This window comes from Paenibacillus sepulcri, from assembly GCF_042647105.1.
Taxonomy (GTDB): Bacteria; Bacillota; Bacilli; order Paenibacillales; family Paenibacillaceae; genus Paenibacillus_Z; species Paenibacillus_Z sepulcri.
Genome location: NZ_JBHRUP010000001.1, coordinates 866,175 through 887,642, shown reverse-complemented (window position 1 = coordinate 887,642; position 21,468 = coordinate 866,175). Strand labels below are relative to the sequence as shown.

Sequence of the window (21,468 nt, the reverse complement as noted above, 5' to 3'; positions counted from 1 at the left end):
TTCAATTTCGAACAGGTTTAGCAATGGGGAAAGGGTGAAACGTTATGATTACCGGCTTCCATCATGCCCAGATTACGATTCCACCTGGTCAGGAGGATCAGGCAAGAGCTTTTTATTGCGGGGTGCTGCAGTTAAAGGAGATTCCCAAGCCGGATTCTCTTGCCGGGAGAGGCGGTTTCTGGGTTGAAGTAGGGCCGCTTGCCCTGCATATCGGGACGGAGGACGGCGTGGACCGGACCCGTACCAAGGCCCATTTGGCCTATGAAGTCACAGATTTGAAGCTTATCGAAACAACGCTTGCCCAGCGGGGGATTGCGATTCTGGATGGAATACCCATACCGGGCTATGACCGGTTTGAATTTCGGGACCCCTTCGGCAACCGCGTGGAATGCATTCAGCGTATCCGCTAGCTCCGTCTTGTCAAGCAGCAGCTGAAGTCCATAAATTTCTACAAAATAGGGAGTTGAAATCCGCATGAAATATGAAGGGAAAGTAGTTGTGGTGACAGGAGCATCAGGAGGCATTGGCAGTGAACTGTCCAAAGCCTATGCCGAAGCGGGAGCGCAGGTAATTATGACGGATATCGAGAACGAGAAGGGGCCTATTCTGGCCCGGAGACTCACGCAAACGGGCGCCTTGGCCCAATTCATTGAAGCGGATTTGAGCCAGCCCGGCCAGATTGTGCAGTTGTTTGAGAGTATCGGGGAATTGTACGGAACGGTCGATATTCTTATTAACAACGCCGGATTCGGCATCACGAAATCCCCTTACGAGCTGTCGGTCGACGAATGGGACAGTGTCGTTCATGTCAATTTGCGCGGCACCTTCCTCTGCTCCCGCGAGGCTGCAAAGCGGATGAAATCCGGCGGCGGCGGCCGGATTGTCAATATTGCCTCTACACGCGCGGCCATGTCCGAGCCTAACAGCGAGGCTTATGCCGCTACGAAGGGAGGCATAGTCGCCATCACTCATTCGCTGGCAGTGTCGCTTGGGCCCGATCATATTACCGTCAACTGCATCAGTCCGGGATGGATCGAAACAGGCAATTATGCGGAACTGCGTCCGGTTGATCATGAGCAGCATCCCGCAGGACGCGTCGGACATCCCGGCGACATCATCCGTGCTTGCTTATATTTGACGGATCCGGAGAATGATTTTGTGACAGGCCTGAACATGACGGTAGATGGCGGGATGACCCGTAAAATGATCTATGAGCACTAGCAAGCGAATGGGCTGAAGACAGCTAGGCTTCCTTGCGCAGTCTGGCGTCCAGAAAGAAGGTTCCGAGCGGGATAAAGGCGGAAAGAAAAGCGATAAAGACAAACAGGAAGGACCATTTTCTGACGATCCAGGCATGAAGCAGAGCCAGGAGAAACAGCGTAAAGAGCAGTCCATGCAGCGCGCCTGTGATGGTTACGGCGATGGGGATGTCGGCCCAATATTTGAGGGGCATGGCGATGAGCAGCAGTACGAGATAGGAGACGCCTTCCACATTGCCGATCCATCTCAATCGTCCGATTGCGGTTTTTAGCATTGAATTAAAAAACCTCCACGTTTCGTATCATGATATGATTCTACTATCTATACGGTTGCGATGGTGATAGGGTCCGCCAATTATGTTACGAAAGGGTGAATGTTGAATGGTGTGGTCCGAACTAAGAGCGATTCCGAACGAATATAATGATCAAATCAAATTAATTGACGAGAAGCTGTTGTCTCTTATAAAGGAGAGGAAGGCACTCACCGGAAACCGCAGGTTTTTTCCGCCTTGGGAGCAGGTGCAGGCCTGGGGCGAGCAGTTCCAGATGGCAGACTTGCAGATCAGTTATTTTTTTCAGAATATCCAGGAACGCACCCGGCCTGTTATGCCTGACAGTACCGGCGATTTGAAGGGTGTTGTTTCCATTATGAAGAAGGTGACAAAAGATCATATAGACTATATATTGACGCATGCCATGCAGCATGAGCTTGTAAGTGTCGTTTATCTGGAAATAAATAACAGAAGAGAAAATGCCGACAGCAGCAGCCATACTCGCATTAAAGCAAATCTGACCCTTGAAATCATAGGGGATCAGGATTATGCCGTAAGGCGGAGCAGCATGGGCGGTAACGGAGCGCAGACGACAATGACCTTCCATATTGCGCCTGCCCTGCCGGATGACCTGAAGACTGTGGAATTTTCGCTCATACCTGCCCAGGTGTTTCCGGAGACATCTGTTGAGGAAATTATTCTGGACCAGCAGATCGACTTTATTTGAGCAATTAATCGTCGCGCTTCTGGCGGTCGATCGCCTCTGCCATGGTACGGTCCGTGAGATGGGCATAGATTTGTGTCGTTTCCGGCGAAGCGTGGCCAAGCTGCTCCTGGGTCTTGTACAGGTCGTTGCGCAAGTAATAATCGGTTGCAAAGGAATGCCGCAGCTTGTGTACCGAGAGATACGGCTTGCCGAACCGCTTGGCATACTTGATCACCATTTCCTGAATGGCCCGCTTGGTCATGCGTGAGCCCTCGCTTCTGCCGTTGGCGATGGCCAAAAACAGCGCCTTCTCCCTCTTCGGCGCCTTGTATTGCGATTCGCGCTGGGAGAGATACAGCTGCAGATCATGCATGGCTTCCTGACGGAAATAAACCGGCGTCTTGAAGGTGTCATCGTTTTTCCCTTTTCGAAACACATAAAGCAGCTTCTTCTTCATATCAAGATCATCGGTATTCATATTTACGATCTCAGATACGCGCAGCCCGGAATTGAGGATAAGACTGACAATACAGGTATCCCGGATCCGATTGAGCATATAGGAATACATGGCCTGTTTGTTCGCCGCGGCGTCCGAACCGTAATCCTCATGAATATACCGGATAAACTCGTCAATTTCCCGCTCCTGCAGCAGCTTGCCCTCAAGCTTGGCCGCGGTATCCTTGGGCTTGTTCGCCCGTTTGATCGAGACTTTGGCCATGACATTGCGTTTCAAGAGCGGATAAAACTCTTCGTCCTCGGCAATCTGGCTCAAATAATGAAAAAGCGAGCGCAGGGAGGAAAGCTTGCGCGATATGGTTGTCCTGCTGTTGGCATGCTCCCGGCGGGTAGCCAGAAACATCTTGAACTGATCGATGCTGTCCATATGCAGCTTCTCCAGCTCCTCCAATTGCACATCCCGCATGGACGGACCTGCGGCAAGCCCTTCCGCCAGCATCCAGGACAGAAAAGTCTCGTAGTCCCTGACGTATTCAAGCAGGGAGGACGGGGAAAGATCCGGTAATTTATAATTGATAAATTTCTCTATATACCATGGCATGGAAGGCGTTTTGCGGTCCAGTTCCTGCCGGTCCTTCAGCTTGATCACATTCAACTTCATCTCACCTCAGGTTTTCTTAGGATGATTCTTTCAATCCATGATGCAGCTTGCAGCGATATGTATGATGATAGCTTCATTGTAATGCAGGTACTGGTCGATGTAAACCGGAATAGGGAACATTTGATCGCATGACGGATATCGCAATTTAAACCTTCGTTCCAATGTTAGTGAGGAAAAACCGGCGGCGCTAGGTGTCAAAAGGGGGACAACGATGTGATTGCAGCTGCACCGCCGATCAGCAGAGAGGCAATTGTGATTGGCGCAGGTATTGGCGGATTGAGCGCGGCCATAGCTCTGCGGCAGAGCGGCTGGCATGTAAGGTTGTTTGACAAAGCGAATGAATTGGCTGACCTTGGCGCCGGTATTGTGCTTGCGGCCAACGCGATGAAAGCGCTGGACTTGCTCGGTGTGGGTAGAGAGATCCGATTCAAGGGAGCCGCGGTCGGCAAAGCAGAGATCCGCACGCATGACGGACGGATACTGACCGTTCTACCGGCTGGGGAACAAGCTGCCCGGTATGGAACACCTGGCTATCTGATTCACCGGGCAGCGCTTCAGCATAATCTCTATAATCATCTTGCATCGATGCCGGAGACGGATATACATTTGGGCGTCAAACTTAAGGGGCTGGAGAACCGCGGACATTGCGTCCATGCCGTGTTTGAGAATGGGGAAGAGCATGAGGCGGCTGTGCTGATCGGCTGCGATGGGGTGAATTCCGTCGTCAGGGAGCAGATCCTGGGCTTTGGCGGCAGTCCTCTCCAATATGGAGGCTTCACAGCGCTGAGAGGGATTGCGGAATTCGAGGACAGCCGGTATCCCATTGATCTCGGCGGCGGATTCGAGGCCTGGGGCCCAGGCAGGCGCTTTGGATTTTCCCATTTGGGTGAGGGACGCGTCTTCTGGTTTGGAGCCGTCAATGCACCGAGAGGCACGCAGGCTCTGCCGGGAGAGAGAAAAAAGGCGGCTTTAACGTATTTTAAAGGCTGGCATAGTCCGATTGAAGCCGTTATAGCGGCCACGGACGAAGAAGCCATTCTCTCCCATGATCTGTTTGACCGTGAGCCGCTTAAGACCTGGAGCAGCGGGCGTGTTACACTTCTTGGCGACGCTGCTCACCCCATGCTGCCGAACCTTGGTCAAGGAGGCGCGCAGGCTATTGAGGATGCAGTTATGCTGGCCTATCATTTAAGGAAGATCTCCATATCCGGGGATGATATCATGTCGGCACTGAGCGCCTACGAGCTGAGCCGAATTCCCCGTACGACGCGGATAGTCAGACAGTCCCGCCGCATGGCAAGGATGGTTCAGCTGGAACATCCGGCCGCGCTTGGCCTTCGCAATATGATCCTTCGGGCGCTGCCATCCGGGTTTATGGCCAACCGGCTGGATTGGGTGGCAGGTTATGATATTTCCGGCCATATGAGAGATTTTTAAGATGATTAAAAAAAACTAGCAATAAGCATCTTTTACCATTATCCATGCTACAATTCATCAGCCGAACGTTTCCGCAGGAGATGAACCGGGCAAATTGAATGGAGTATGGAGGAATTATCAGGAATGTTCAAACGAATTTCACTGCTCGTCATATTGTTTACGGCCGCAGCGCTGGCTGCAACCTGCAGTCATTCCGAGGCTGTGGCTCCCAAGACGCTTCAGCTTGGCAGCAAGAGTCAGGATGTGCCGGATTTGCAATTCAGGCTGCAGCTTCTGGATTATTTCAAAGGTGCATTAACGCAGTCCTTTGGTAAAGAGACCTCTCAGGCCGTCATGCGTTTTCAACAAGCTCACGGGCTGAGTAGCGATGGAATCGCAGGACCGGCGACTTGGGCGGCGCTCAGGAAGGTTACGGTCAGCAAGCCGGAGCTTGCGATGCTGGCCCGGGTAATTTACGGCGAAGCCAGAGGAGAAGACTACAAGGGACAGGTTGCGGTCGGCGCCGTTGTGATGAACAGGCTGCATTCTCCCTTGTTTCCGCATTCGGTCTCGGAAGTCATCATGGAGCCTCATGCGTTCTCGGCTGTTGCTGACGGCCAATATTGGCTGATTCCGGACGAGACTGCCTTTAAAGCGGCCCGTGACGCCGTCAGAGGCTCGGATCCCACCCATAATGCGCTTTATTACTATAATCCCGACACCGCCACTTCCAAATGGATCTTTACGCGAAAGGTCCTCGAGAAGATCGGCAGCCATTCCTTTGCCGTCTAGCAGCAAGCATGCCCGAACTTTAAAATCCGCCCTGTCAGGTGCGGATTTTTTTTGATGTTTTTGCTGGGGAACATAATGGTATATAATTAATCTGGCATACGGATATCACAGGGTAACAGTCGCTATATATAAAACACGGACAGGGTGAAGCACTTATGGAGGCAAAATATTGCATGACCTGCGGCAGCGCGATGGAGCTCCGGGATGTGGACGGCACACCCCGCAGCGCATGCACCGCTTGCAGCTTCGTTCATTGGGGTAATTACAGCGTAGGGGTCGGTGCGCTTGTCGTGAAGGAAGACAAGGTGCTGCTCGTGCGGCGCGCCCAGGAGCCGGGCAAAGGATACTGGACCACGCCAGGCGGTTATATCGAACAAAACGAGCTTATTCATGAGACGATTTGCCGCGAGGTTCTTGAGGAAACGGGCGTTGAGGCCGTAGTGAAAAGTCTTGTAGCGGTCCGCGATCAGCCAAGCCGGATTCATAATGTTTATATTGCGTTCTCGATGGAATATGTCTCAGGCGAGCCGACTCCCGACCAGTTTGAAGTGGATGCGGCCGGGTTTTACAGTCTTGAAGAAATGGCAACGATGAATGTAGCCGGCTTTACCAAGTGGCTCGTGAAGGTAGCTCTCGACTCTCAGGAAGATGGTCTCAAGATGGATGAACAGCCGATAATTCCGCTCAATGGCTATGGATTGTTCCGCATATAATCATTCTGGCTCAGCCAGGAAAAAGCGAGGGGATAAAGATGAGTTTGGAAAATGAACAGCAACTGGATGAAGCAGCGGATCTGTATGAATTGGCAACTTTCGCCGGCGGTTGCTTCTGGTGCATGGTGACACCATTCGAGGAGACGCCCGGCATTATCAGCGTCGTTTCCGGTTATATGGGCGGACATACCGTCAACCCGACCTATAAAGAGGTGTGCTCCGAAACGACAGGCCATGCCGAGGTGGTTCAAATCGCGTTTGATCCACAGATTTATTCTTATGAGAAGCTGCTGGATACGTATTGGATGCAAATTGATCCCACCGATGCCGGCGGGCAATTTCACGACCGCGGCTCCTCCTACCGGACGGCGATCTTCTATCACACGGAGGAGCAGCGTTTGACGGCGGAGAAATCCAGACTCAAGCTTGAAGAGAGCGGGCGGTTCGACGGACCGATCGTAACGGAGATTGTTCCAGCCAAGCCTTTTTACCCGGCAGAGGATTACCATCAGGATTATCACAAGAAGAATCCGCTGCGGTACCGGATGTACCGCAAGGGCTCCGGCCGCGACGCGTTTATCAAAAGCCGCTGGAATACAGATAAGGATAAAGCCAAACGCAGGGAGCAGCTAACCCCGATTCAATACGAGGTGACGCAAAATAACGGAACCGAGCCTCCTTTCCGCAATGAATTCTGGGATTTTAACGGCGAAGGCCTCTACGTGGATATTGTTTCGGGAGAGCCGCTGTTCAGCTCGCTGGACAAATTCGATTCCAATTGCGGCTGGCCGAGCTTCACCAAGCCTGTCGTCAGCGGACATGTGAAGGAGAAACAGGATTTCACCCATATGATGATCCGCACGGAGGTACGGAGCAAGGAAGCGGATTCCCATCTGGGTCATGTGTTCAATGATGGTCCCGGTCCAAGCGGATTGCGCTACTGCATCAATTCCGCCGCACTGCGGTTCATTCCCAAGATGGATCTGGAGCAGGAAGGCTACGGGCAATATTTGTCTCTGTTCAAATAAATCCCCTTGCCTCACCCGCCTGACATTCATTTATCGCATCCCCTTTTATTTTCTGCTGCAGGAAATGAAGGGGGATTTGTTTTTTACGTCTTCTTGGTAAACTGAAAGTAAGTAAGTGAAGCCTATTTCAGCTCTTACCACAGGTTATGGTATTCTCTATAATGATGATAGACCGGAGCTTGCACGGACTGCCGGTCCAAATGAAATGGAGGCGCAGGATAGATGAACTATAGAACCCTTGGCAAGACCGGACTGAAGGTGTCGGAGATTGGATACGGCGCATGGGGCATTGGCAAGACGTCGTGGATAGGGGCATCTGACGAGGAATCCCTGCAAGCATTGAACCGCTCGATTGAGCTCGGTCTTAATTTCATCGATACCGCGCTTGGTTACGGCAACGGGCACAGCGAGAAGCTGGTTGGACAAGTTGTCCGGGAGTCGAAGGAAACGATCTACGTCGCCACCAAGATTCCGCCGAAGAACTTTCAATGGCCTGCACGCGCAGGTGTTCCCGCCAATGAAACCTTCACAGCCGAGCATGTAATTGCCAGCACCGAGCAGAGCCTGAGCAACCTGGGTCTGGAGCGCATCGACGTTCAGCAGTTTCATGTATGGTCGGATGACTGGCTGGAGCAGGGTGATTGGCTCGAGGGTGTCCGCAAGCTGAAGGAGCAGGGCAAAATACGTTTCTTCGGTGTATCGATTAACGACCATCAGCCGGAGACCGCGATTAAACTGGTGGAATCCGGAATCGTGGATACCGTTCAGGTTATTTATAATATTTTCGATCAAAGTCCGCAGGATCAGCTGCTGCCGGCCTGTGAGAAGCATAATGTAGGCGTTATTGTCCGTGTAGCGCTGGATGAGGGCGGACTGACAGGACGGATCACGCCGGAAACGACCTTCGAAGAGGGAGACTTCCGCAACGGCTATTTCCGCGGCGACCGGAAGCAGCAGGTATTTGACAGAGTGCAGCAGATTGCCGCAGATCTGGGCATTGCAGTGGAGGCGGTTCCCGAAGCCGCGCTGCGTTTTGTTCTTAGTCATCCGGCCGTCTCGACGGTCATCCCGGGTATGCGTTCGATACGCAATGTCGAGAGCAACATGAGCTTCGGCGACGGCAATGGATTGCCGAAGGAGCAGGTGGCGAAGCTGGGAGCGCATCGCTGGATCCGCAACTTCTACCAGGCCTGAGAAAGCCGAATGTATTAATAGATTAAACCGCGCCGGAAGGATGGCGCGGTTTTTTGTCTGCTGCCGGCGGGCTTGCCGGGCCTTGGAATCCGCTCTTGATATAAACCGGTTCCGCAGGCAAAAAGATTTGCCGCAGCCGCCTATATTTTCATAGTTATAATGCTATAATTATGCAGAGCTCTTTATACCCGAAAGGAGAAATACATAATGAAGAAGTCCATAAGGCCGTTCGTAATCGGCGCGGTTGTCGGTTCATTATTAACCGCATCCTCGGCCGTTTTTGCCGATGACGGCATTCAGGCGATCAAGGCCATGCTGAACAAAAACACGAAAATTACAGTCAATGGCAAAGCCGCGACCCTGGCAAACCCCACCTTAACCTACGACGGTAAAACTTATGTTTATCTGAAGGATATCGGGAAGCTGGTCGGGGCAAGTGTGAACTGGAACACGAAGCTCAAAACCATCGAGATTAAAACCGGCGCAGCCGCACCCGGCGCTGTTGCGGAGAAAGTGATCGCTACCTACTCCGGCGGCAAGGTCACCAACACGGAATTTGCGAAATATGCCTTATTCTTCAGCATAGTTAACCCGGATACCGCGGCATACTTGAATGATCCGGCGGCCAAAGAGCAGTTCCTCCGTGAATATATCGGCTACAAGCTGCTGTACGGGCCGGTTGCGGGTAAACCGCTGAGTGCGGAAGACCAGAACGGGTTAACCCAGTTCATGGAGCAGTACAATGCCTACATCGCACAAAATGCGGAATTGAAGGCAAGCAACGAGAAGGCAGGGCTGGCCGAGAGCGATGTGAAGAAGTTCTACACGATGATTACCGTCGCACTCGGCAGCATGCAGAAGAAAGTAACGGATGTGCAGATCAAGAGCCGGTTTGACCAGACCAAAAGCGATTATAATATCGTTTCCGTCCGGCACATTCTGGTAACCACGTCCGATCCCCAAACAGGCGAGACCGTACGTACGGATGCGGAAGCACTGGAGCGTGCCAATAAGGTGAAAGGGCTGTTGGATGACGGCGGGGACTGGAATGAGCTGGCCAAGGAATATTCCGATGATCCCGGATCTTCCGGCAATGGCGGTTTATATGAGAATGAGCAGTCCAATGCATGGATTGCCGAATTCAAGGATGCAGCCAATACACAGCCAATCGGGACGGTCGGGGCGCCGGTCAAATCGGATTACGGCTACCATGTTATCAAGGTGGAGAAGCGCGATACGAAAACCTTCGAGCAGTTGTCCGCCGAGGACAAGCTGGAGATCAAAAAAATGATCGCTGCAGAGGCCATGAGCAATTTTATGAACAAAGAGCTTCCCGGCAAAATAACCAAAATCGACCTGGCATAATCTTTTACTATATAGCAGCAGCTTGCTTTAAACAGGGAATAACGCCCCAGTCGGTTAAATGACTTCATGATTCCAATATAACAGGCCAAATGGAATATTCCCATGCAGGGAACTTATCCATTTGGCCTGTTTGCAGTCTGCCGGATCCTCCAAAGTTCAACAAAAATAGAGTATAATCTTGACCTTCGTGAGCCCAAGAATATTTCTGACGAAAAATGGGAAAATACATGTATCAGTGTTTGCTTTGGGGGGCTTATTCAGTGAAACGGTTTAAGAAGAGAGTACGCATTAAACCCGGGTATCCAAATATACCGGAGGATGACTATTCTGAAGATGAAGAAAACTCCAGGCTAACATCGGATTTAGAGCAAAATGAGTTGATTTTTAAACATATATTTCAAAACAGCTCCGATATCGTTTTCCGTAAAGTTCGGCTGGCTGGAGAAAATCATTGGCTTGTCCTATATTTCCCAAGTCTTGTTGATGAAAAGATGATTGACGATCATATATTAAAGCCAATGATTGCTAAATCTACCACTAAAGATGATTTGATAAATGAAAAAGCAGCAGCTCTGGATGATGAGATTATCTCCGTAGGGACGACGGATATTACATCAGACGTAACCGACATTGTTCGTCACGTGTTAAATGGTCATGCTATCGTTCTTACGAGAGCGGACAGCAATGCCATGATGGTCAAGGTAAATGGCAATAAACAGCGAAGTCTTGAAGAACCTTCTTCAGAACCCGTTATTCGTGGTCCCAGGGATGGATTCATTGAGAACCTTTCAACGAATATAGGTTTACTGCGCAGCAGGCTTAAAACATCGCGATTGAAAATGGAATCCAATACGATTGGGGAGCTTTCTCAAACCCAGGTTGTCATCACTTATATCGTGGGTATTGTTCCCGAATCATTAGTCGAGGAAGTTCGAAAAAGGGTAACCCGGATTCAAATTGACGGAATTCTCGACTCAGGCTATGTGGAGGAATTTATTGAGGATTTGCCTTACTCGCCCTTTCCACAAGTACATAGTACGGAACGGCCTGATGTGGTAGCTGCAGAGCTGTTGGAAGGAAAAATAGCTATTCTTGTTGATAATACCCCATTTGTATTAATTGTCCCCATGACGTTCTGGACTGGACTTCAAGCCAGTGAGGATTACTATGTTCGCTGGCCCATTGCAACCTTTGTGCGATGGATTCGATTCCTCTTCATATTCATCGCCATATTCGCTCCTCCCCTCTATGTTGCGGTTACGACCTACCATCAGGAAATGATTCCGACTAATCTCGTGCTGAGTATTGCGTCTTCAAGGGAGGCTGTACCGTTCCCGGTTCTGGTCGAAGCTTTTCTGATGGAAATCACTTTCGAGGCACTGCGGGAAGCAGGAATTCGTTTACCCAAACAGCTTGGTCAAGCGATCAGCATCGTAGGGGCATTGGTTATCGGCCAGGCGGCTGTGCAGGCGGGAATTATATCTGCTCCGGTCGTCATTATCGTATCCATCACCGGTATCGCGGCGTTTACGATTCCACGATATAGTTTTGCCAATGGCATCCGGTTACTGCGCTTTCCGATGCTGTTTTTGGCCGGTACGTTCGGACTTTATGGGATTGTACTTGGATTTCTTGGCATCCTGCTGCATGTTGCTTCCTTGCGTTCGTTCGGCGTCCCTTATTTTACACCAATAGCACCGCTCACTTTCATGAATGTGAAGGATATCTTCATTCGGGCACCCGTATGGGCTAAAACCCGCCGTCCACAGTCAGCGGATTTCAACAATCCAGTGCGCGAACCTGCTGGACAGAAACCAAGTCCAACTCGAGGGAAGCGGCCATCCGAGAGCAATTAGGACATGAAACGCTGTGAGGAAAGGAACTTCAGAATGAAAGCATTCCTATACATCGGCTTACTTTTTACTGTATTTCTGACAAGCGGTTGTTGGGACCGAACGGAGATCAATGACCTTGCGTTCATTTCGGGTACGGCATTTGACTTGACGGATGACGGGGAGTATTTATTGTCGGTGCAGATCGCAATCCCATCTTCCGGTCTGGGGGGGGCGGGGAGCGAAGGAGGCGGGCAGCAAGAAAAGTTTTTTGTATTGTCCGCCGCGGGAAAGAATGCCGACGATGCGTTCCACAAGATTCAGAAAAAAAGCTCCCGCCGGTTATTTACCGCCCATCGCAGCGTTATTTTTATAGGCGAATCCTTAGGCAGACATGGGATCAACGATATTCTTGATGTTTTCAATCACGATCCGCGCCAACGGTTAAGAACCTATATCATGATGGTAAAGGGAGGAGAAGGCCGGGAAATTCTCGAAGCGAAATACCCCTTTGAACAAGTGCCTGTCGAAGCGGTCAAGGAAATGGAAAGTCTGGAGACCGAACTGGCGGTTACCTTGCGTGACTTTTTCATCGCGGCATCAAGCGAAGGCATCAGTCCGGTTATGGGCGTTATCGAGGCCAAGGATTATTCGGAAGGAACAAAAAAAAGCAAAAACGACCTGTTTAAGCTCTCGGGGTCAGCCATTTTAAAGGATTTAAAAGTAGTCGGGTTTTTAGACGAAAATGAAACCAATGGATTTATTTGGGTTACCAATCAGATGAAGAACGGCAGGATCAATGCCTATTTACCGGAAGGCGGCGGAATGGTCGGGATGTTGTTAAGTCATGCAGAACGAAGAATTGCCTTCGATATAAACGGGGATAAGATTAAAATGAAGATTCAATTGCAGGGGGAAGGAAGTCTCGTTGAAAATAACACCCCCCTGGATATCAGTCGGCCGAAGAATCTCCAGCTTGTGCAGCAAGTATTGGAGGCAGCGGTTGAGAAACAAGTTCGGGATGTTTTATTCAAAGTCCAAGGGCGCTATAAAGTAGATAGCGTGGGTTTCGGCCAAGAAATCTACCGCAATAAGCCGAGACAGTGGAAATCGTTGAAGGAACAATGGGATAAGAAGTTTCCTCAGGTAGACGTTTCAATTGCTGCGAAGCTGAGTTTAAACGGAGCCGGCATGGGAGGTCCCCCTCTGCAATTGAATGAAAAGGAGATCAAAAAATGATCGTGCAAATAGCGGGTTATGTACTTTTATTGGCGGGATGGTCTTTCGTTCGAATACAATCCTTGCTAAGCAAGCAAAGAAACAAAGAAGCAGCCGTATACGGTGGTTTAATGGGGGCTGCCTCTATTATCGGCTCCTTATTAATCGCGCGGGTCGACCTGCCAGGCTTTGCTGTCCCTTTCAAAATTATTTTTGAACCCATCGGGAAAATGCTGTCAGAGCCGTGAATTCTCCACTCTTCTTCTTATCGTGTCTATCACCAGAAGTAGCAGCGGTAAGAAACTTTGGTTGAAGAAAGCCAAGAGCGGGAATGTAAAAGCAAGATAATTTAGAAGCTCCGCTCCGTTTTTGAAAATCCAGACTGATCCAATGAGGGACAACAGTGTTATGGGAAATACGATTTCGCGGTAACTTCTCATTCCGAAAAGCTGGCTTATGCAATGGCATAATATAAACAACGATACCGATACCTTCACAAAACAACCCATTACCCACATTGAAACCGCGATTGCTTCCAGACGTTCGAAGGATCCGGCAATACCGATATATTGGATGACGCTTAGAAAAGAAAAGGTCAGTTTACCCGTCAATGGACCGAGGACCATAATTGTAAGCAACACAATGATAAAAATAAGAACGACAATACCGGAAAGCGCAATCAGCGAAACCTTGCGGGCCTTTTTCGGTTGATTCAAATAAGGCAGGAGCCATCCAAGAATAAAGAGTTGATTCATATATCCGCCTCCAGGGTTGACTGCACCTTGTAATACAGGCAGAATTCCTTCTCCTAAAATCGGCTTTAGTTGATTGTGATTCGCTTCCCCGATTGTCAGAATCAAGAGCGGAATCAAAAAAAACAGAATGAGTACAGTAATAAACTCACTACATCTTGAGATGACCTCAATTCCCGCAATGGCTGCCAGACCGCATAAGAACAAGAACATCAGACTCGCTACGATGGAAGGGCTTTTCGGCAATAGCAGCGTATTGATAAACCCGGCGTGCTGCATGGTAATAGTTGAAATAGAAATAAACCAATAATAAATGTAATTAATTGCGAAAAGCCTCCCTAACCATTTCCCGACGATATTTGAACTGTATTGTATAATAGTCAAACCAGGATAACGATTCGAGAGGGTAATCATCACCCATATGCTCAGCAAGCCTGTTAGAGAAGCAGGGAAAACCGACATCCAGGCATCTTGTTTGCCGAACATGGTCATAATACCGGGAACGGTTAACATGATTGTGGAAATGACAAAGGTAAATAGTAAAAAGCCCAGTTGGGTTCCCGTGATTTTTTCCGTTGTCTCCATCTACGCGCAGCGCTCCTTTCCTCGCAGAGGTGTCTCAAGTATTGACTTATCGCATTCCATTTATACCGTGTGTTTTGATATGATTGAGTATTGCCTATGGCTAGGCGACACCGTTTCCGTTCATAGAGCAGCAGTGGGAATCAATCCGGGGTTAACCGGGGTTGACAGACTATCTACTAAAAGGTAGAATGACAAACATGAACAAAAATAAAAATACAGCAGAGCTTATTTTGGATGTTGCCCAGTCGATTGTTCAGGAATTCGGGTTCAACGGATTCAGCTATGCGCATATTGCAGAAAAAGTAGGGATACGTACTGCCAGTATTCATTACTATTTCCCTAACAAGGAGGATTTGGGAGAAGCGCTGATAGCACGGTATTACAAAAATTTTATATCTTCAGTCGCTCAAATTGATACCGACACACAGGACAATTTGGAAAAACTGCGCAAATTCATTTTACTTTACGATGCTCCTGTGCAGGAGTATTGTACTTGTTTGAGCGTAATGCTCTCTACTGACCTGGCTACGTTATCAGGCAATGTAAGAGAAGGGGTCGCTCAGTTTTTCGCAGCCAATTTGGAGTGGTTGGAACGTGTGTTGGATCAGGGGCGGGCCGGAGGACATCTGAATTTCGAAGGTACCGCGGAAGTTCGAGCCCATCAGTTTCTTGCATCGCTTCAAGGTGCACAATTACTTGCCAGAAGTTTTCGGGATGTAAGCAGGTTTAACAGAATTGCCGATGGATTAATATCCGCTTTAACTTAAAAAGGCGGATATTTTTACAAGTATAATCTACCTTTTAATAGATAGATAAAATAAGAATTGGAGGAGGTGAAAAGATGCTGTATGAGCTGCGAATTTATGATGTTAATCAAGGCAAAATGAAGGTTATCCAAAATAGGTTCAGAGATCACGTCATTCCATTATTCATGAAACACAATATGAAAATCACACAATTCTGGGAAGATTCAGATGAAGCAAATAACCGCCTCTATTATGTTGTTGAGCATGCTGATTTGGCAATGCGCAACCTTAATTATGATCGTTTTCGCAACGATCCTGAATGGATTGAATTAAAACGAATTACAGAGCTTGACGGGGCGTTGGTTAACAAACAAAAAAGTATATTTATGAAGAACGTCGCATTTTTCGGGAACAAATGAAAAACAGGAATCATATCGGCGGATATTGGTTTGGCCGACAACAAATAAAGTTTGGAGCGATACCAATGAGTATATTTCAAAAACGAATGAAAAAGGAGATCAAATCGATGTCATCATCAAAAGTGAATTTAGCCGTCATCTATTACAGCTCAAATGGAACTAACTTTCAATTGGCCCAATGGGCAGCGGATGGAGGTCTTCAAGCCGGGGCGGATGTGAAAGTTTTAAAAGTACCGGAAACTGCGCCACAATCCGTTATTGACGGCAGTCCGTCCTGGAAAACTCATCTTGAAGCGACCAAACATATCCCTGCCGTATCTTTGGCAGATCTGGAATGGGCCGATGCGATAATCTTCAGTATGCCGACCCGATTTGGTAATCTTCCAGCTCAAATGAAACAGTTCATCGATACGGCAGGCGGTCTTTGGGCCCAGGGCAAACTGGTGAATAAAGTGGTGAGCGCCATGACTTCCGCCCAAAATCCGAATGCCGGACAGGAACAAACGATACTTCAGTTGTACACGTCGATGTACCACTGGGGTGCGATTGTGGCAGCGCCCGGATTTACTGATCCATCGATTTTTGCTGCCGGAGGGAATCCGTATGGCACAAGTGTGACAGTGGATCAAAATGGAGCGATGAAGGAAGACGTGCGTGCTGCTGCCGAACATCAGGCAAAACGCACCGTATCCGTTGCTAAATCCTTGAAGAACGGCTTAGCACAATCATAAAATCATCAATTATTGCGATCCTACATGCAGGCTATTTATCAGGCATAATTAAAATTTCATAAACAGGAGTAAACTAACACATGGATATTCAGGGAAGAATAGCAGTCATAACTGGCGGCAGCAGCGGTCTTGGAAAAGCGATGGCCATTGAGATGGTGAATCGGGGAGCGAATGTAGTTATCAATGGACGTCGTGAACAAGCGCTGGTTGAGGCTGCAAAAGAAATCGATCCTACAGGAAAACAAGTACGTTTTGTTGCGGGTGATATTGCAGATCCCGAGATCGCGCTGCGCTTAATCAACGAAGGTTTGGCTCATTTTGGACGCATTGATACTCTGGTTAACAATGCCGGAATCTTCATGGCTAAGCCATTTACGGAGTATTCGGAAGAAGACTTTGCAATGATTTTATCCACTAATGTTGCCGGATTCTTCCATCTTACGCAACGTGCGGTGGTAGAGATGCTGAAACAGGGAACTGGACACATCATTAACATTACAACAAGTCTGGTTGACCATCCGGTAGCCGGCATTTCTTCCGTACTCGCCTCATTGACGAAGGGGGGGCTGGCCTCGGCAACGAAATCATTAGCGATCGAGTATGCTTCAAGGGGGATCCGCGTGAATGCAGTTTCTCCGGGGCACATCAAAACGCCGATGCATTCCGTCGAATCCCACGATGCCCTGGCCAAGCTTCATCCTATGGGACGCATGGGCGAGCCGCATGATATCGTCGAAGCCGTCTTGTATCTGGAGACAGCCAGCTTCGTAACGGGTGAGATTCTTCATGTCGATGGCGGTCAGAATGCCGGTCACTAAGCAAATGCAGCAGTAGATACAAAAGGAGGAGAATATCCTTGCCAATCGTTACGATCCAAGTGACCCGCGAGGGCACCGCTCCAGATCGTCAGTCTGTTACGGCGGAGGAAAAGGCTGCGCTCATTAAAGGGGCCAGCGAGCTGCTGCTTAACGTTCTGAACAAGCCGTTAGAAGCTACCTTCGTCGTTATCGAAGAGGTTGACACCGAGAATTGGGGTTTGGGTGGACTGCCTGTGCTGGAGTATCGCCGTCAGCTTGCTGCTAAGATGAAGTGATCACATTGAAGGAGTTCAAAGCTGCTTCGCCACCTTCACTGTGACAGTGCAGGTGGCATTTATCATTCGCTTGTGTCGGGTGGCATGAACTTAGTCTGAATTAAAGTCCGCGATTTAGGGCTGTTGACAACAGCCTCTAAATCGCGGGCTTTTTTAGTTATTCTTCGCCGATTATATGCCTGCGATTGAGTAAGCCAGGCACAGCGGTTAAACTAGTGACAGGGGAAGACACCGATCCTCAAGACAAGGGGAAGATGGCTATTCGCTGCAACTGCCCATGTGCCGATGGCCTGTTCTTGCCGTCCGGATCGTGGACCAAACGGTCCAGGGCTGTTTTGGAGCGGCCAGAAAAACTTATGGATCCGGTGACACCGAGGGGTTTTTCGTCAAAGGAGGCCTGGCATAATGGATGATAATGAGAAATGCGTGATTAGACGCCTAGCGGTTTTTCTGCGGTATGAGGCGGAATTTGCTGTTATTGAAGTGGAAGGAAAAGAGATCCGCATCCCGGCGGACAAGATTGGCCCGGACGCTGTCCCCGGCGGTACGCTGGCCTGGACACGGGGCTTATGGCGTCCGGCTGATTGAAGCTTTGGCCGCGTCGATCATCATCTAGCTTGTTAGCCGGCTGCTCTTAACGGGTAAGGAAGAGAACGGCATCCGCTTTGGCGGAATTCCGAATTCCTTGTTAGGGGGAAGCCCGATATGACATATTTGAAGCAAAAGCAGCTGGAAGAGCTGAAGCATAGGCTTGCGGAGGAAAAGGAAGAGCTGGAGAGCCATTTCAGGCTTGAAGACGCCGAGGAGAGGGGCACGATGACGGATTCCAACGGGGAATTATCCGCTTACGACAATCACCCGGCCGATCTGGGCACGGAAGCCTTTGAGCGGGGGCGGGACATGGCTGTCGACGAATCGATGGAGAATAAGCTGAGAGAAGTGAACGAAGCGCTCGTCCGGATGGAGGAAGGGACTTACGGTCAATGCCGTGAATGCGGCGAGACTATTGAGTATGAACGTCTGCAGGCGCTTCCGACCGCACAAACCTGTATCCAAGATGCTTCCAGTCCCGGGATTAATGAAGAGCGGCCGGTGGAAGAGCAGGTTATGACTCCGCCGCCGAAGGGGGCTGGCGCCAACCGTCAGAATCATGCAGGCCGATTCGATAATGCGGATGCCTGGAAGGAAGTGGAGAGCTTCGGCAGCTCTGACGGGACTGTTGACCCGGATTCGGATATTCAGCCGGAAGAAGGTTTGAAGCCGCAATAATGTGGTAATAGAAGGAGGGACAACTTCACCATCTATTATCAGGAGGTAACAAATATATGAACAACGCAATGAACCTATGGGATACTCTCCCGGAGAGCACAGTCGATGAGAAGGATGCGCTGCAGGAAGTGGAAGATACGCTGGCTGAGCTTGAAATCTACCTCGACCGCTACCCGGAGGATGACATAGCACGCATGCAGTATGAACAATTCACGCAAAAGCGGGAAGCGTTGGCCGCAGGTACGATAGCCGGCATTTGCAAAGAGTTGATCTGTCTTGAGAGCATACGTTCTCTGCAGAATGCGGCGATCTGATCATCCGCTGCAAGGATGATGAAGACAGGAACAAGCAACCGCTCCTGCCAACTCGCGTGGGTGCGGTTTTTGTTTCTTTTCGTGGAGGCTCTGATTATGGGAACAGCGTTGAAATAGAGGGAATAGCCTGAGTGGAGATTGGGGTGAACCGTGATGGGAAAAATCAAAATAGGCATTGTTGGAACCGGATTTTCCGCAAGCTTTCATCTGGAGGCGCTCCGGCGGCTGCCGCATGTTGAGGTGGTGGCAATCTCGGGAAGCAATCTGGAGAGGGCCGGGGAAGTGGCTTCACGATATGAAATACCCAGGGCCTACGGCTCCGCGGAAGAGCTTATCCGCGATCAGGAGGTTGAAGCGGTGCACAACTGCACGCCCAATGACCTTCATTATGAAATCAACAAACAGACGCTGCTTGCAGGCAAGCATCTGCTCTCCGAGAAGCCGCTTGCTATGGACAGCAAGGAATCGGAGGCTCTTGTGGCCCTCGCCAAGGCGACCCCTGTTATTAGCGGCGTATGCTATAATTACCGCCATTATCCGCTGGTCGCGGAGACCAGGCGTCGTATAGCCGAGGGAAGAATCGGCGGGATCCATCTGGTGACAGGCGGATATTTGCAGGATTGGCTGTTGGAGGAGACGGACAGCAATTGGCGCATGTACCCGGAGCGCGGCGGCGCAACGAGAGCGATTGCCGACATCGGCTCCCATTGGTGCGACCTGGTTCAGCATGTGACCGGGGAGAGGATCACGGAGGTTTTTGCCGATCTGAAAACCGTCTATCCGGTCCGCAAGGTGCTGACCGGGGAGAATGGACAGGAGACATACAAGGAGGTGCCTGTTCATACGGAGGACTGCGGGATTGTCATGATCCATATGGAAGGCGGCGCACAAGGGGTCTTCACGGTTTCGCAGGTAAGCGCCGGGCGGAAAAACAAGCTTTACTTTGAAATTTCCGCCGCATCGGAGTCACTGCAGTGGGATCAGGAGCAGCCGAACCGGCTGTGGAGCGGGCGGCGCGGCTCCTCGAATCGGGAAATTGGCAGCGACCGGGAAGAGCTGTCCGATGAGGCTGCTGCGATGGTGCATTATCCCGGAGGCCACGAAGAGGGCTGGCCAGATGGCGTCAAAAATCTGTTTATTGATTTCTATGACGCGGTGGAACGCGCCGGGCAGAGCGAGCCTGCCGTGCATCCCCGAACATTCGCATCCATGGAGGATGGCCATTATATTATGCTGATCAATGAGGCCATTGTTGAAAGTGACCGGCGCAAGTCATGGGTGAAGGTCAAACAGCCCTGAGCCTTGCGCATAAAACGGACTTTACAGCAGAAAAAAACCGGACTTCCGCCACAAAGCGGATTTCCGGTTTTTTTTTGACTAATCTATCATCCGCCACAAGTAGAAGGTTGAATAGGAAAGCCAATCTCCCCAAGCCGAAGAGAGCTGCCTGATCTCTGCAATTGTAGGCTTTTGCTCGAGCTGCATAACATGCTTGATGGCATTATGAAGCCCCACATCGGCAATAGGGAAGGCCGAAGGAATCCGCAGGCAGCGCATCAGCACATAATTAGCCGTCCAGGGGCCAATTCCCCGGATGCCGACCAGCTCTTTCTCGATCGCTTGCAGTCCGCCGAGCTCAAGCAGCTTTTCCCTGGATAACTGTCCGCCGGCAATCAGGGATGCGATACCGATCAGGTATTCGGATTTCCTGCCCGTGAGCTGAAGCGGTGTGAGGTTGTCGACGGAGAGACCCGCAATCGTGGATGGCTTGGGGAAAATCCAGTAAGAGCGGCCCTCCCATTCTACGGATTCACCGAAAGCTTCGACGAACTTTTTTTTCAGCGTATAGGCAAAAGCAAGATTGATCTGCTGCCCCATAACTCCCCAGCATAAAGCCTCGAATAAATCGTGGATTCCGATAATCCGAAGTCCGTAATGCTCCGTCACGGCCCGATTCAGAAGAGGGTCCCTCTCAGCCATTTCATAGAAGGGGGTCAAATCGCTGTCCAAATCAAACCACTCCCACACGTAGGCGGCGACGGCTTCACGCGCATGAGCCTCCGGAAGGGGAGCATCGCCAAGGAACTCGATGCGTACGGTTGCGTTCTCCTCCCCGGAGATCCGGATGAGCACATGCTCTTCATCCACCGGAACAAGCCGGGTGACCTGTCCGTTTTGGATAGCAAACATGCATTCCTTGGAGGAGCGGCTGAGATAACCGAGTGCAGCATCGAAGCTGAACGGCTTCGGAGGATAAAGGAGCATGCTGCTTATATGGTCGGACCATTTTATCATGTTCATTTTATTCGTCATTGCAGAAATTCCCGCCTTTCGTATAGCTTTATTAAACCATAAATTCAAAATATGCGCTGCTGCTATCTTGCTCTTTTATTCGCCGTCCGTTTATTATGGGAAAGGTCTGTTCAAAATGGGCAGCACAGCAGAAATTAAATGTGTATCTGTCAAGATTTTGAACATCCTAAACACAAATTGTTTTATTGTTTCCTCGTTGAGGGAATTGTAGAATGTTGGGAACCGCTTCAAGGGAGGGGCATTTATGAAAGACGGGACAATGAGCATACCTGCCCGGCAGGGCAAAGGTCCGGAACAATTGGCTGCTGCAGGAAGGCTGTGCGGCAGTACGAGG

At 50.0% G+C, this 21,468-nt stretch carries 25 protein-coding genes; 21 read left to right on the top strand and 4 right to left on the bottom strand.

All coding sequences use genetic code 11. The annotated features are described in order from the left end of the window. Window positions 1-44 precede the first annotated feature (44 nt). Both ACFOLF_RS03940 and ACFOLF_RS03935 read left to right on the top strand, forming a co-directional pair. A complete protein-coding gene (locus ACFOLF_RS03940; protein ID WP_210039715.1) occupies window positions 45-410 on the top strand; it encodes a VOC family protein in 366 nt (121 codons plus the stop codon). A 64-nt stretch (window positions 411-474) separates the two neighbouring features. Further along, entirely contained in the window at window positions 475-1,221 is a 747-nt protein-coding gene (locus tag ACFOLF_RS03935) for an SDR family NAD(P)-dependent oxidoreductase (RefSeq protein WP_210039716.1), read from the top strand. A gap of 22 nt (window positions 1,222-1,243) precedes the next feature. Here the strand turns inward: ACFOLF_RS03935 and ACFOLF_RS03930 are convergent, their stop codons facing one another. Next, window positions 1,244-1,534, bottom strand: coding sequence for a DUF3817 domain-containing protein (locus ACFOLF_RS03930; RefSeq protein WP_210039717.1), 291 nt, complete (start codon window positions 1,532-1,534; stop codon window positions 1,244-1,246). 106 nt (window positions 1,535-1,640) lie between these two features. Between ACFOLF_RS03930 and ACFOLF_RS03925 the strand changes: the two genes are divergently transcribed. Beyond that, window positions 1,641-2,258: a hypothetical protein gene (locus ACFOLF_RS03925; RefSeq protein ID WP_210039718.1), complete on the top strand. Its 618-nt coding sequence runs from the start codon at window positions 1,641-1,643 to the stop codon at window positions 2,256-2,258. 4 nt (window positions 2,259-2,262) lie between these two features. Here ACFOLF_RS03925 and xerS read toward each other — a convergent pair whose 3' ends face one another. Then, window positions 2,263-3,348, bottom strand: coding sequence for a tyrosine recombinase XerS (gene xerS, locus ACFOLF_RS03920; RefSeq protein ID WP_210039719.1), 1,086 nt, complete (start codon window positions 3,346-3,348; stop codon window positions 2,263-2,265). 219 nt (window positions 3,349-3,567) lie between these two features. Between xerS and ACFOLF_RS03915 the strand changes: the two genes are divergently transcribed. The 9 genes from ACFOLF_RS03915 (at window position 3,568) to ACFOLF_RS03875 (ending at window position 13,160) form a co-directional block, all read left to right on the top strand. Beyond that, window positions 3,568-4,791 (top strand): FAD-dependent monooxygenase, encoded by a 1,224-nt coding sequence (locus tag ACFOLF_RS03915; RefSeq protein WP_379113299.1) that lies wholly within the window; start codon window positions 3,568-3,570, stop codon window positions 4,789-4,791. Window positions 4,792-4,914: 123 nt separating this feature from the next. Beyond that, window positions 4,915-5,562, top strand: coding sequence for a cell wall hydrolase (locus ACFOLF_RS03910; protein ID WP_210039720.1), 648 nt, complete (start codon window positions 4,915-4,917; stop codon window positions 5,560-5,562). Window positions 5,563-5,717: 155 nt separating this feature from the next. Next, window positions 5,718-6,275 carry an NUDIX domain-containing protein gene (locus ACFOLF_RS03905; protein WP_210039721.1) on the top strand — a complete coding sequence of 186 codons (558 nt, stop codon included), beginning with the start codon at window positions 5,718-5,720 and terminating at the stop codon, window positions 6,273-6,275. A gap of 38 nt (window positions 6,276-6,313) precedes the next feature. Further along, the gene (msrA, locus tag ACFOLF_RS03900; RefSeq protein WP_210039722.1) at window positions 6,314-7,303 is read left to right on the top strand and encodes a peptide-methionine (S)-S-oxide reductase MsrA; all 990 of its coding nucleotides are present in this window, start codon (window positions 6,314-6,316) and stop codon (window positions 7,301-7,303) included. A 222-nt stretch (window positions 7,304-7,525) separates the two neighbouring features. Continuing rightward, a complete protein-coding gene (locus tag ACFOLF_RS03895) occupies window positions 7,526-8,497 on the top strand; it encodes an aldo/keto reductase (RefSeq protein WP_210039723.1) in 972 nt (323 codons plus the stop codon). Between the two features lie 207 nt (window positions 8,498-8,704). Continuing rightward, entirely contained in the window at window positions 8,705-9,862 is a 1,158-nt protein-coding gene (locus ACFOLF_RS03890) for a peptidylprolyl isomerase (protein ID WP_210039724.1), read from the top strand. Between the two features lie 260 nt (window positions 9,863-10,122). Beyond that, on the top strand, window positions 10,123-11,718 hold the full coding sequence (locus tag ACFOLF_RS03885; protein WP_210039725.1) for a spore germination protein: 1,596 nt from the start codon (window positions 10,123-10,125) through the stop codon (window positions 11,716-11,718). Between the two features lie 33 nt (window positions 11,719-11,751). Next, the gene (locus ACFOLF_RS03880; protein ID WP_210039726.1) at window positions 11,752-12,933 is read left to right on the top strand and encodes a Ger(x)C family spore germination protein; all 1,182 of its coding nucleotides are present in this window, start codon (window positions 11,752-11,754) and stop codon (window positions 12,931-12,933) included. Further along, window positions 12,930-13,160 carry a hypothetical protein gene (locus ACFOLF_RS03875; protein WP_210039727.1) on the top strand — a complete coding sequence of 77 codons (231 nt, stop codon included), beginning with the start codon at window positions 12,930-12,932 and terminating at the stop codon, window positions 13,158-13,160. The genes ACFOLF_RS03880 and ACFOLF_RS03875 overlap by 4 nt, the downstream gene beginning before the upstream one ends. On the opposite strand, the gene ACFOLF_RS03870 is transcribed toward ACFOLF_RS03875, so the two are convergent. Beyond that, a complete protein-coding gene (locus ACFOLF_RS03870; RefSeq protein WP_210039728.1) occupies window positions 13,149-14,249 on the bottom strand; it encodes a GerAB/ArcD/ProY family transporter in 1,101 nt (366 codons plus the stop codon). The genes ACFOLF_RS03875 and ACFOLF_RS03870 overlap by 12 nt on opposite strands. Before the next feature lie 197 nt (window positions 14,250-14,446). On the opposite strand from ACFOLF_RS03870, the gene ACFOLF_RS03865 reads away from it, so the two are divergent. From ACFOLF_RS03865 to ACFOLF_RS03825, 9 genes are all read left to right on the top strand, one after another. Then, window positions 14,447-15,016, top strand: coding sequence for a TetR/AcrR family transcriptional regulator (locus ACFOLF_RS03865; protein WP_210039729.1), 570 nt, complete (start codon window positions 14,447-14,449; stop codon window positions 15,014-15,016). Between the two features lie 74 nt (window positions 15,017-15,090). Continuing rightward, window positions 15,091-15,414: an NIPSNAP family protein gene (locus ACFOLF_RS03860; RefSeq protein ID WP_210039730.1), complete on the top strand. Its 324-nt coding sequence runs from the start codon at window positions 15,091-15,093 to the stop codon at window positions 15,412-15,414. 65 nt (window positions 15,415-15,479) lie between these two features. Next, on the top strand, window positions 15,480-16,145 hold the full coding sequence (gene wrbA / locus ACFOLF_RS03855; protein WP_210039731.1) for an NAD(P)H:quinone oxidoreductase: 666 nt from the start codon (window positions 15,480-15,482) through the stop codon (window positions 16,143-16,145). Between the two features lie 80 nt (window positions 16,146-16,225). Continuing rightward, window positions 16,226-16,963, top strand: a complete 738-nt coding sequence (locus tag ACFOLF_RS03850; protein ID WP_210039732.1) for an SDR family NAD(P)-dependent oxidoreductase — start codon at window positions 16,226-16,228, stop codon at window positions 16,961-16,963. 38 nt (window positions 16,964-17,001) lie between these two features. Then, window positions 17,002-17,238 (top strand): tautomerase family protein, encoded by a 237-nt coding sequence (locus tag ACFOLF_RS03845; RefSeq protein WP_210039733.1) that lies wholly within the window; start codon window positions 17,002-17,004, stop codon window positions 17,236-17,238. A gap of 405 nt (window positions 17,239-17,643) precedes the next feature. After that, the gene (locus ACFOLF_RS03840; protein WP_210039734.1) at window positions 17,644-17,826 is read left to right on the top strand and encodes a hypothetical protein; all 183 of its coding nucleotides are present in this window, start codon (window positions 17,644-17,646) and stop codon (window positions 17,824-17,826) included. Window positions 17,827-17,943: 117 nt separating this feature from the next. Beyond that, entirely contained in the window at window positions 17,944-18,507 is a 564-nt protein-coding gene (locus ACFOLF_RS03835; RefSeq protein WP_210039735.1) for a TraR/DksA C4-type zinc finger protein, read from the top strand. A gap of 56 nt (window positions 18,508-18,563) precedes the next feature. Then, window positions 18,564-18,821, top strand: coding sequence for a hypothetical protein (locus tag ACFOLF_RS03830; RefSeq protein ID WP_210039736.1), 258 nt, complete (start codon window positions 18,564-18,566; stop codon window positions 18,819-18,821). Window positions 18,822-18,974: 153 nt separating this feature from the next. Continuing rightward, entirely contained in the window at window positions 18,975-20,120 is a 1,146-nt protein-coding gene (locus tag ACFOLF_RS03825; RefSeq protein ID WP_210039737.1) for a Gfo/Idh/MocA family protein, read from the top strand. A gap of 78 nt (window positions 20,121-20,198) precedes the next feature. Here the strand turns inward: ACFOLF_RS03825 and ACFOLF_RS03820 are convergent, their stop codons facing one another. Next, the gene (locus tag ACFOLF_RS03820) at window positions 20,199-21,134 is read right to left on the bottom strand and encodes a DNA-3-methyladenine glycosylase family protein (protein ID WP_379113301.1); all 936 of its coding nucleotides are present in this window, start codon (window positions 21,132-21,134) and stop codon (window positions 20,199-20,201) included. Window positions 21,135-21,468 lie beyond the last annotated feature (334 nt).

Coding starts and splice junctions, on each gene's coding strand:
- ACFOLF_RS03850 (WP_210039732.1), top strand. CDS start 16,226: ATGGATATTCAGGGAAGAATAGCAGTCATAACTGGCGGCAGCAGCGGT.
- ACFOLF_RS03825 (WP_210039737.1), top strand. CDS start 18,975: ATGGGAAAAATCAAAATAGGCATTGTTGGAACCGGATTTTCCGCAAGC.
- ACFOLF_RS03910 (WP_210039720.1), top strand. CDS start 4,915: ATGTTCAAACGAATTTCACTGCTCGTCATATTGTTTACGGCCGCAGCG.
- ACFOLF_RS03870 (WP_210039728.1), bottom strand. CDS start 14,249: ATGGAGACAACGGAAAAAATCACGGGAACCCAACTGGGCTTTTTACTA.
- ACFOLF_RS03905 (WP_210039721.1), top strand. CDS start 5,718: ATGGAGGCAAAATATTGCATGACCTGCGGCAGCGCGATGGAGCTCCGG.
- ACFOLF_RS03880 (WP_210039726.1), top strand. CDS start 11,752: ATGAAAGCATTCCTATACATCGGCTTACTTTTTACTGTATTTCTGACA.
- ACFOLF_RS03835 (WP_210039735.1), top strand. CDS start 17,944: ATGACATATTTGAAGCAAAAGCAGCTGGAAGAGCTGAAGCATAGGCTT.
- ACFOLF_RS03930 (WP_210039717.1), bottom strand. CDS start 1,534: ATGCTAAAAACCGCAATCGGACGATTGAGATGGATCGGCAATGTGGAA.
- ACFOLF_RS03895 (WP_210039723.1), top strand. CDS start 7,526: ATGAACTATAGAACCCTTGGCAAGACCGGACTGAAGGTGTCGGAGATT.
- ACFOLF_RS03890 (WP_210039724.1), top strand. CDS start 8,705: ATGAAGAAGTCCATAAGGCCGTTCGTAATCGGCGCGGTTGTCGGTTCA.
- ACFOLF_RS03925 (WP_210039718.1), top strand. CDS start 1,641: ATGGTGTGGTCCGAACTAAGAGCGATTCCGAACGAATATAATGATCAA.
- ACFOLF_RS03865 (WP_210039729.1), top strand. CDS start 14,447: ATGAACAAAAATAAAAATACAGCAGAGCTTATTTTGGATGTTGCCCAG.
- ACFOLF_RS03940 (WP_210039715.1), top strand. CDS start 45: ATGATTACCGGCTTCCATCATGCCCAGATTACGATTCCACCTGGTCAG.
- ACFOLF_RS03840 (WP_210039734.1), top strand. CDS start 17,644: ATGGATGATAATGAGAAATGCGTGATTAGACGCCTAGCGGTTTTTCTG.
- ACFOLF_RS03935 (WP_210039716.1), top strand. CDS start 475: ATGAAATATGAAGGGAAAGTAGTTGTGGTGACAGGAGCATCAGGAGGC.
- ACFOLF_RS03875 (WP_210039727.1), top strand. CDS start 12,930: ATGATCGTGCAAATAGCGGGTTATGTACTTTTATTGGCGGGATGGTCT.
- ACFOLF_RS03860 (WP_210039730.1), top strand. CDS start 15,091: ATGCTGTATGAGCTGCGAATTTATGATGTTAATCAAGGCAAAATGAAG.
- ACFOLF_RS03820 (WP_379113301.1), bottom strand. CDS start 21,134: ATGACGAATAAAATGAACATGATAAAATGGTCCGACCATATAAGCAGC.
- msrA (WP_210039722.1), top strand. CDS start 6,314: ATGAGTTTGGAAAATGAACAGCAACTGGATGAAGCAGCGGATCTGTAT.
- wrbA (WP_210039731.1), top strand. CDS start 15,480: ATGAGTATATTTCAAAAACGAATGAAAAAGGAGATCAAATCGATGTCA.
- ACFOLF_RS03830 (WP_210039736.1), top strand. CDS start 18,564: ATGAACAACGCAATGAACCTATGGGATACTCTCCCGGAGAGCACAGTC.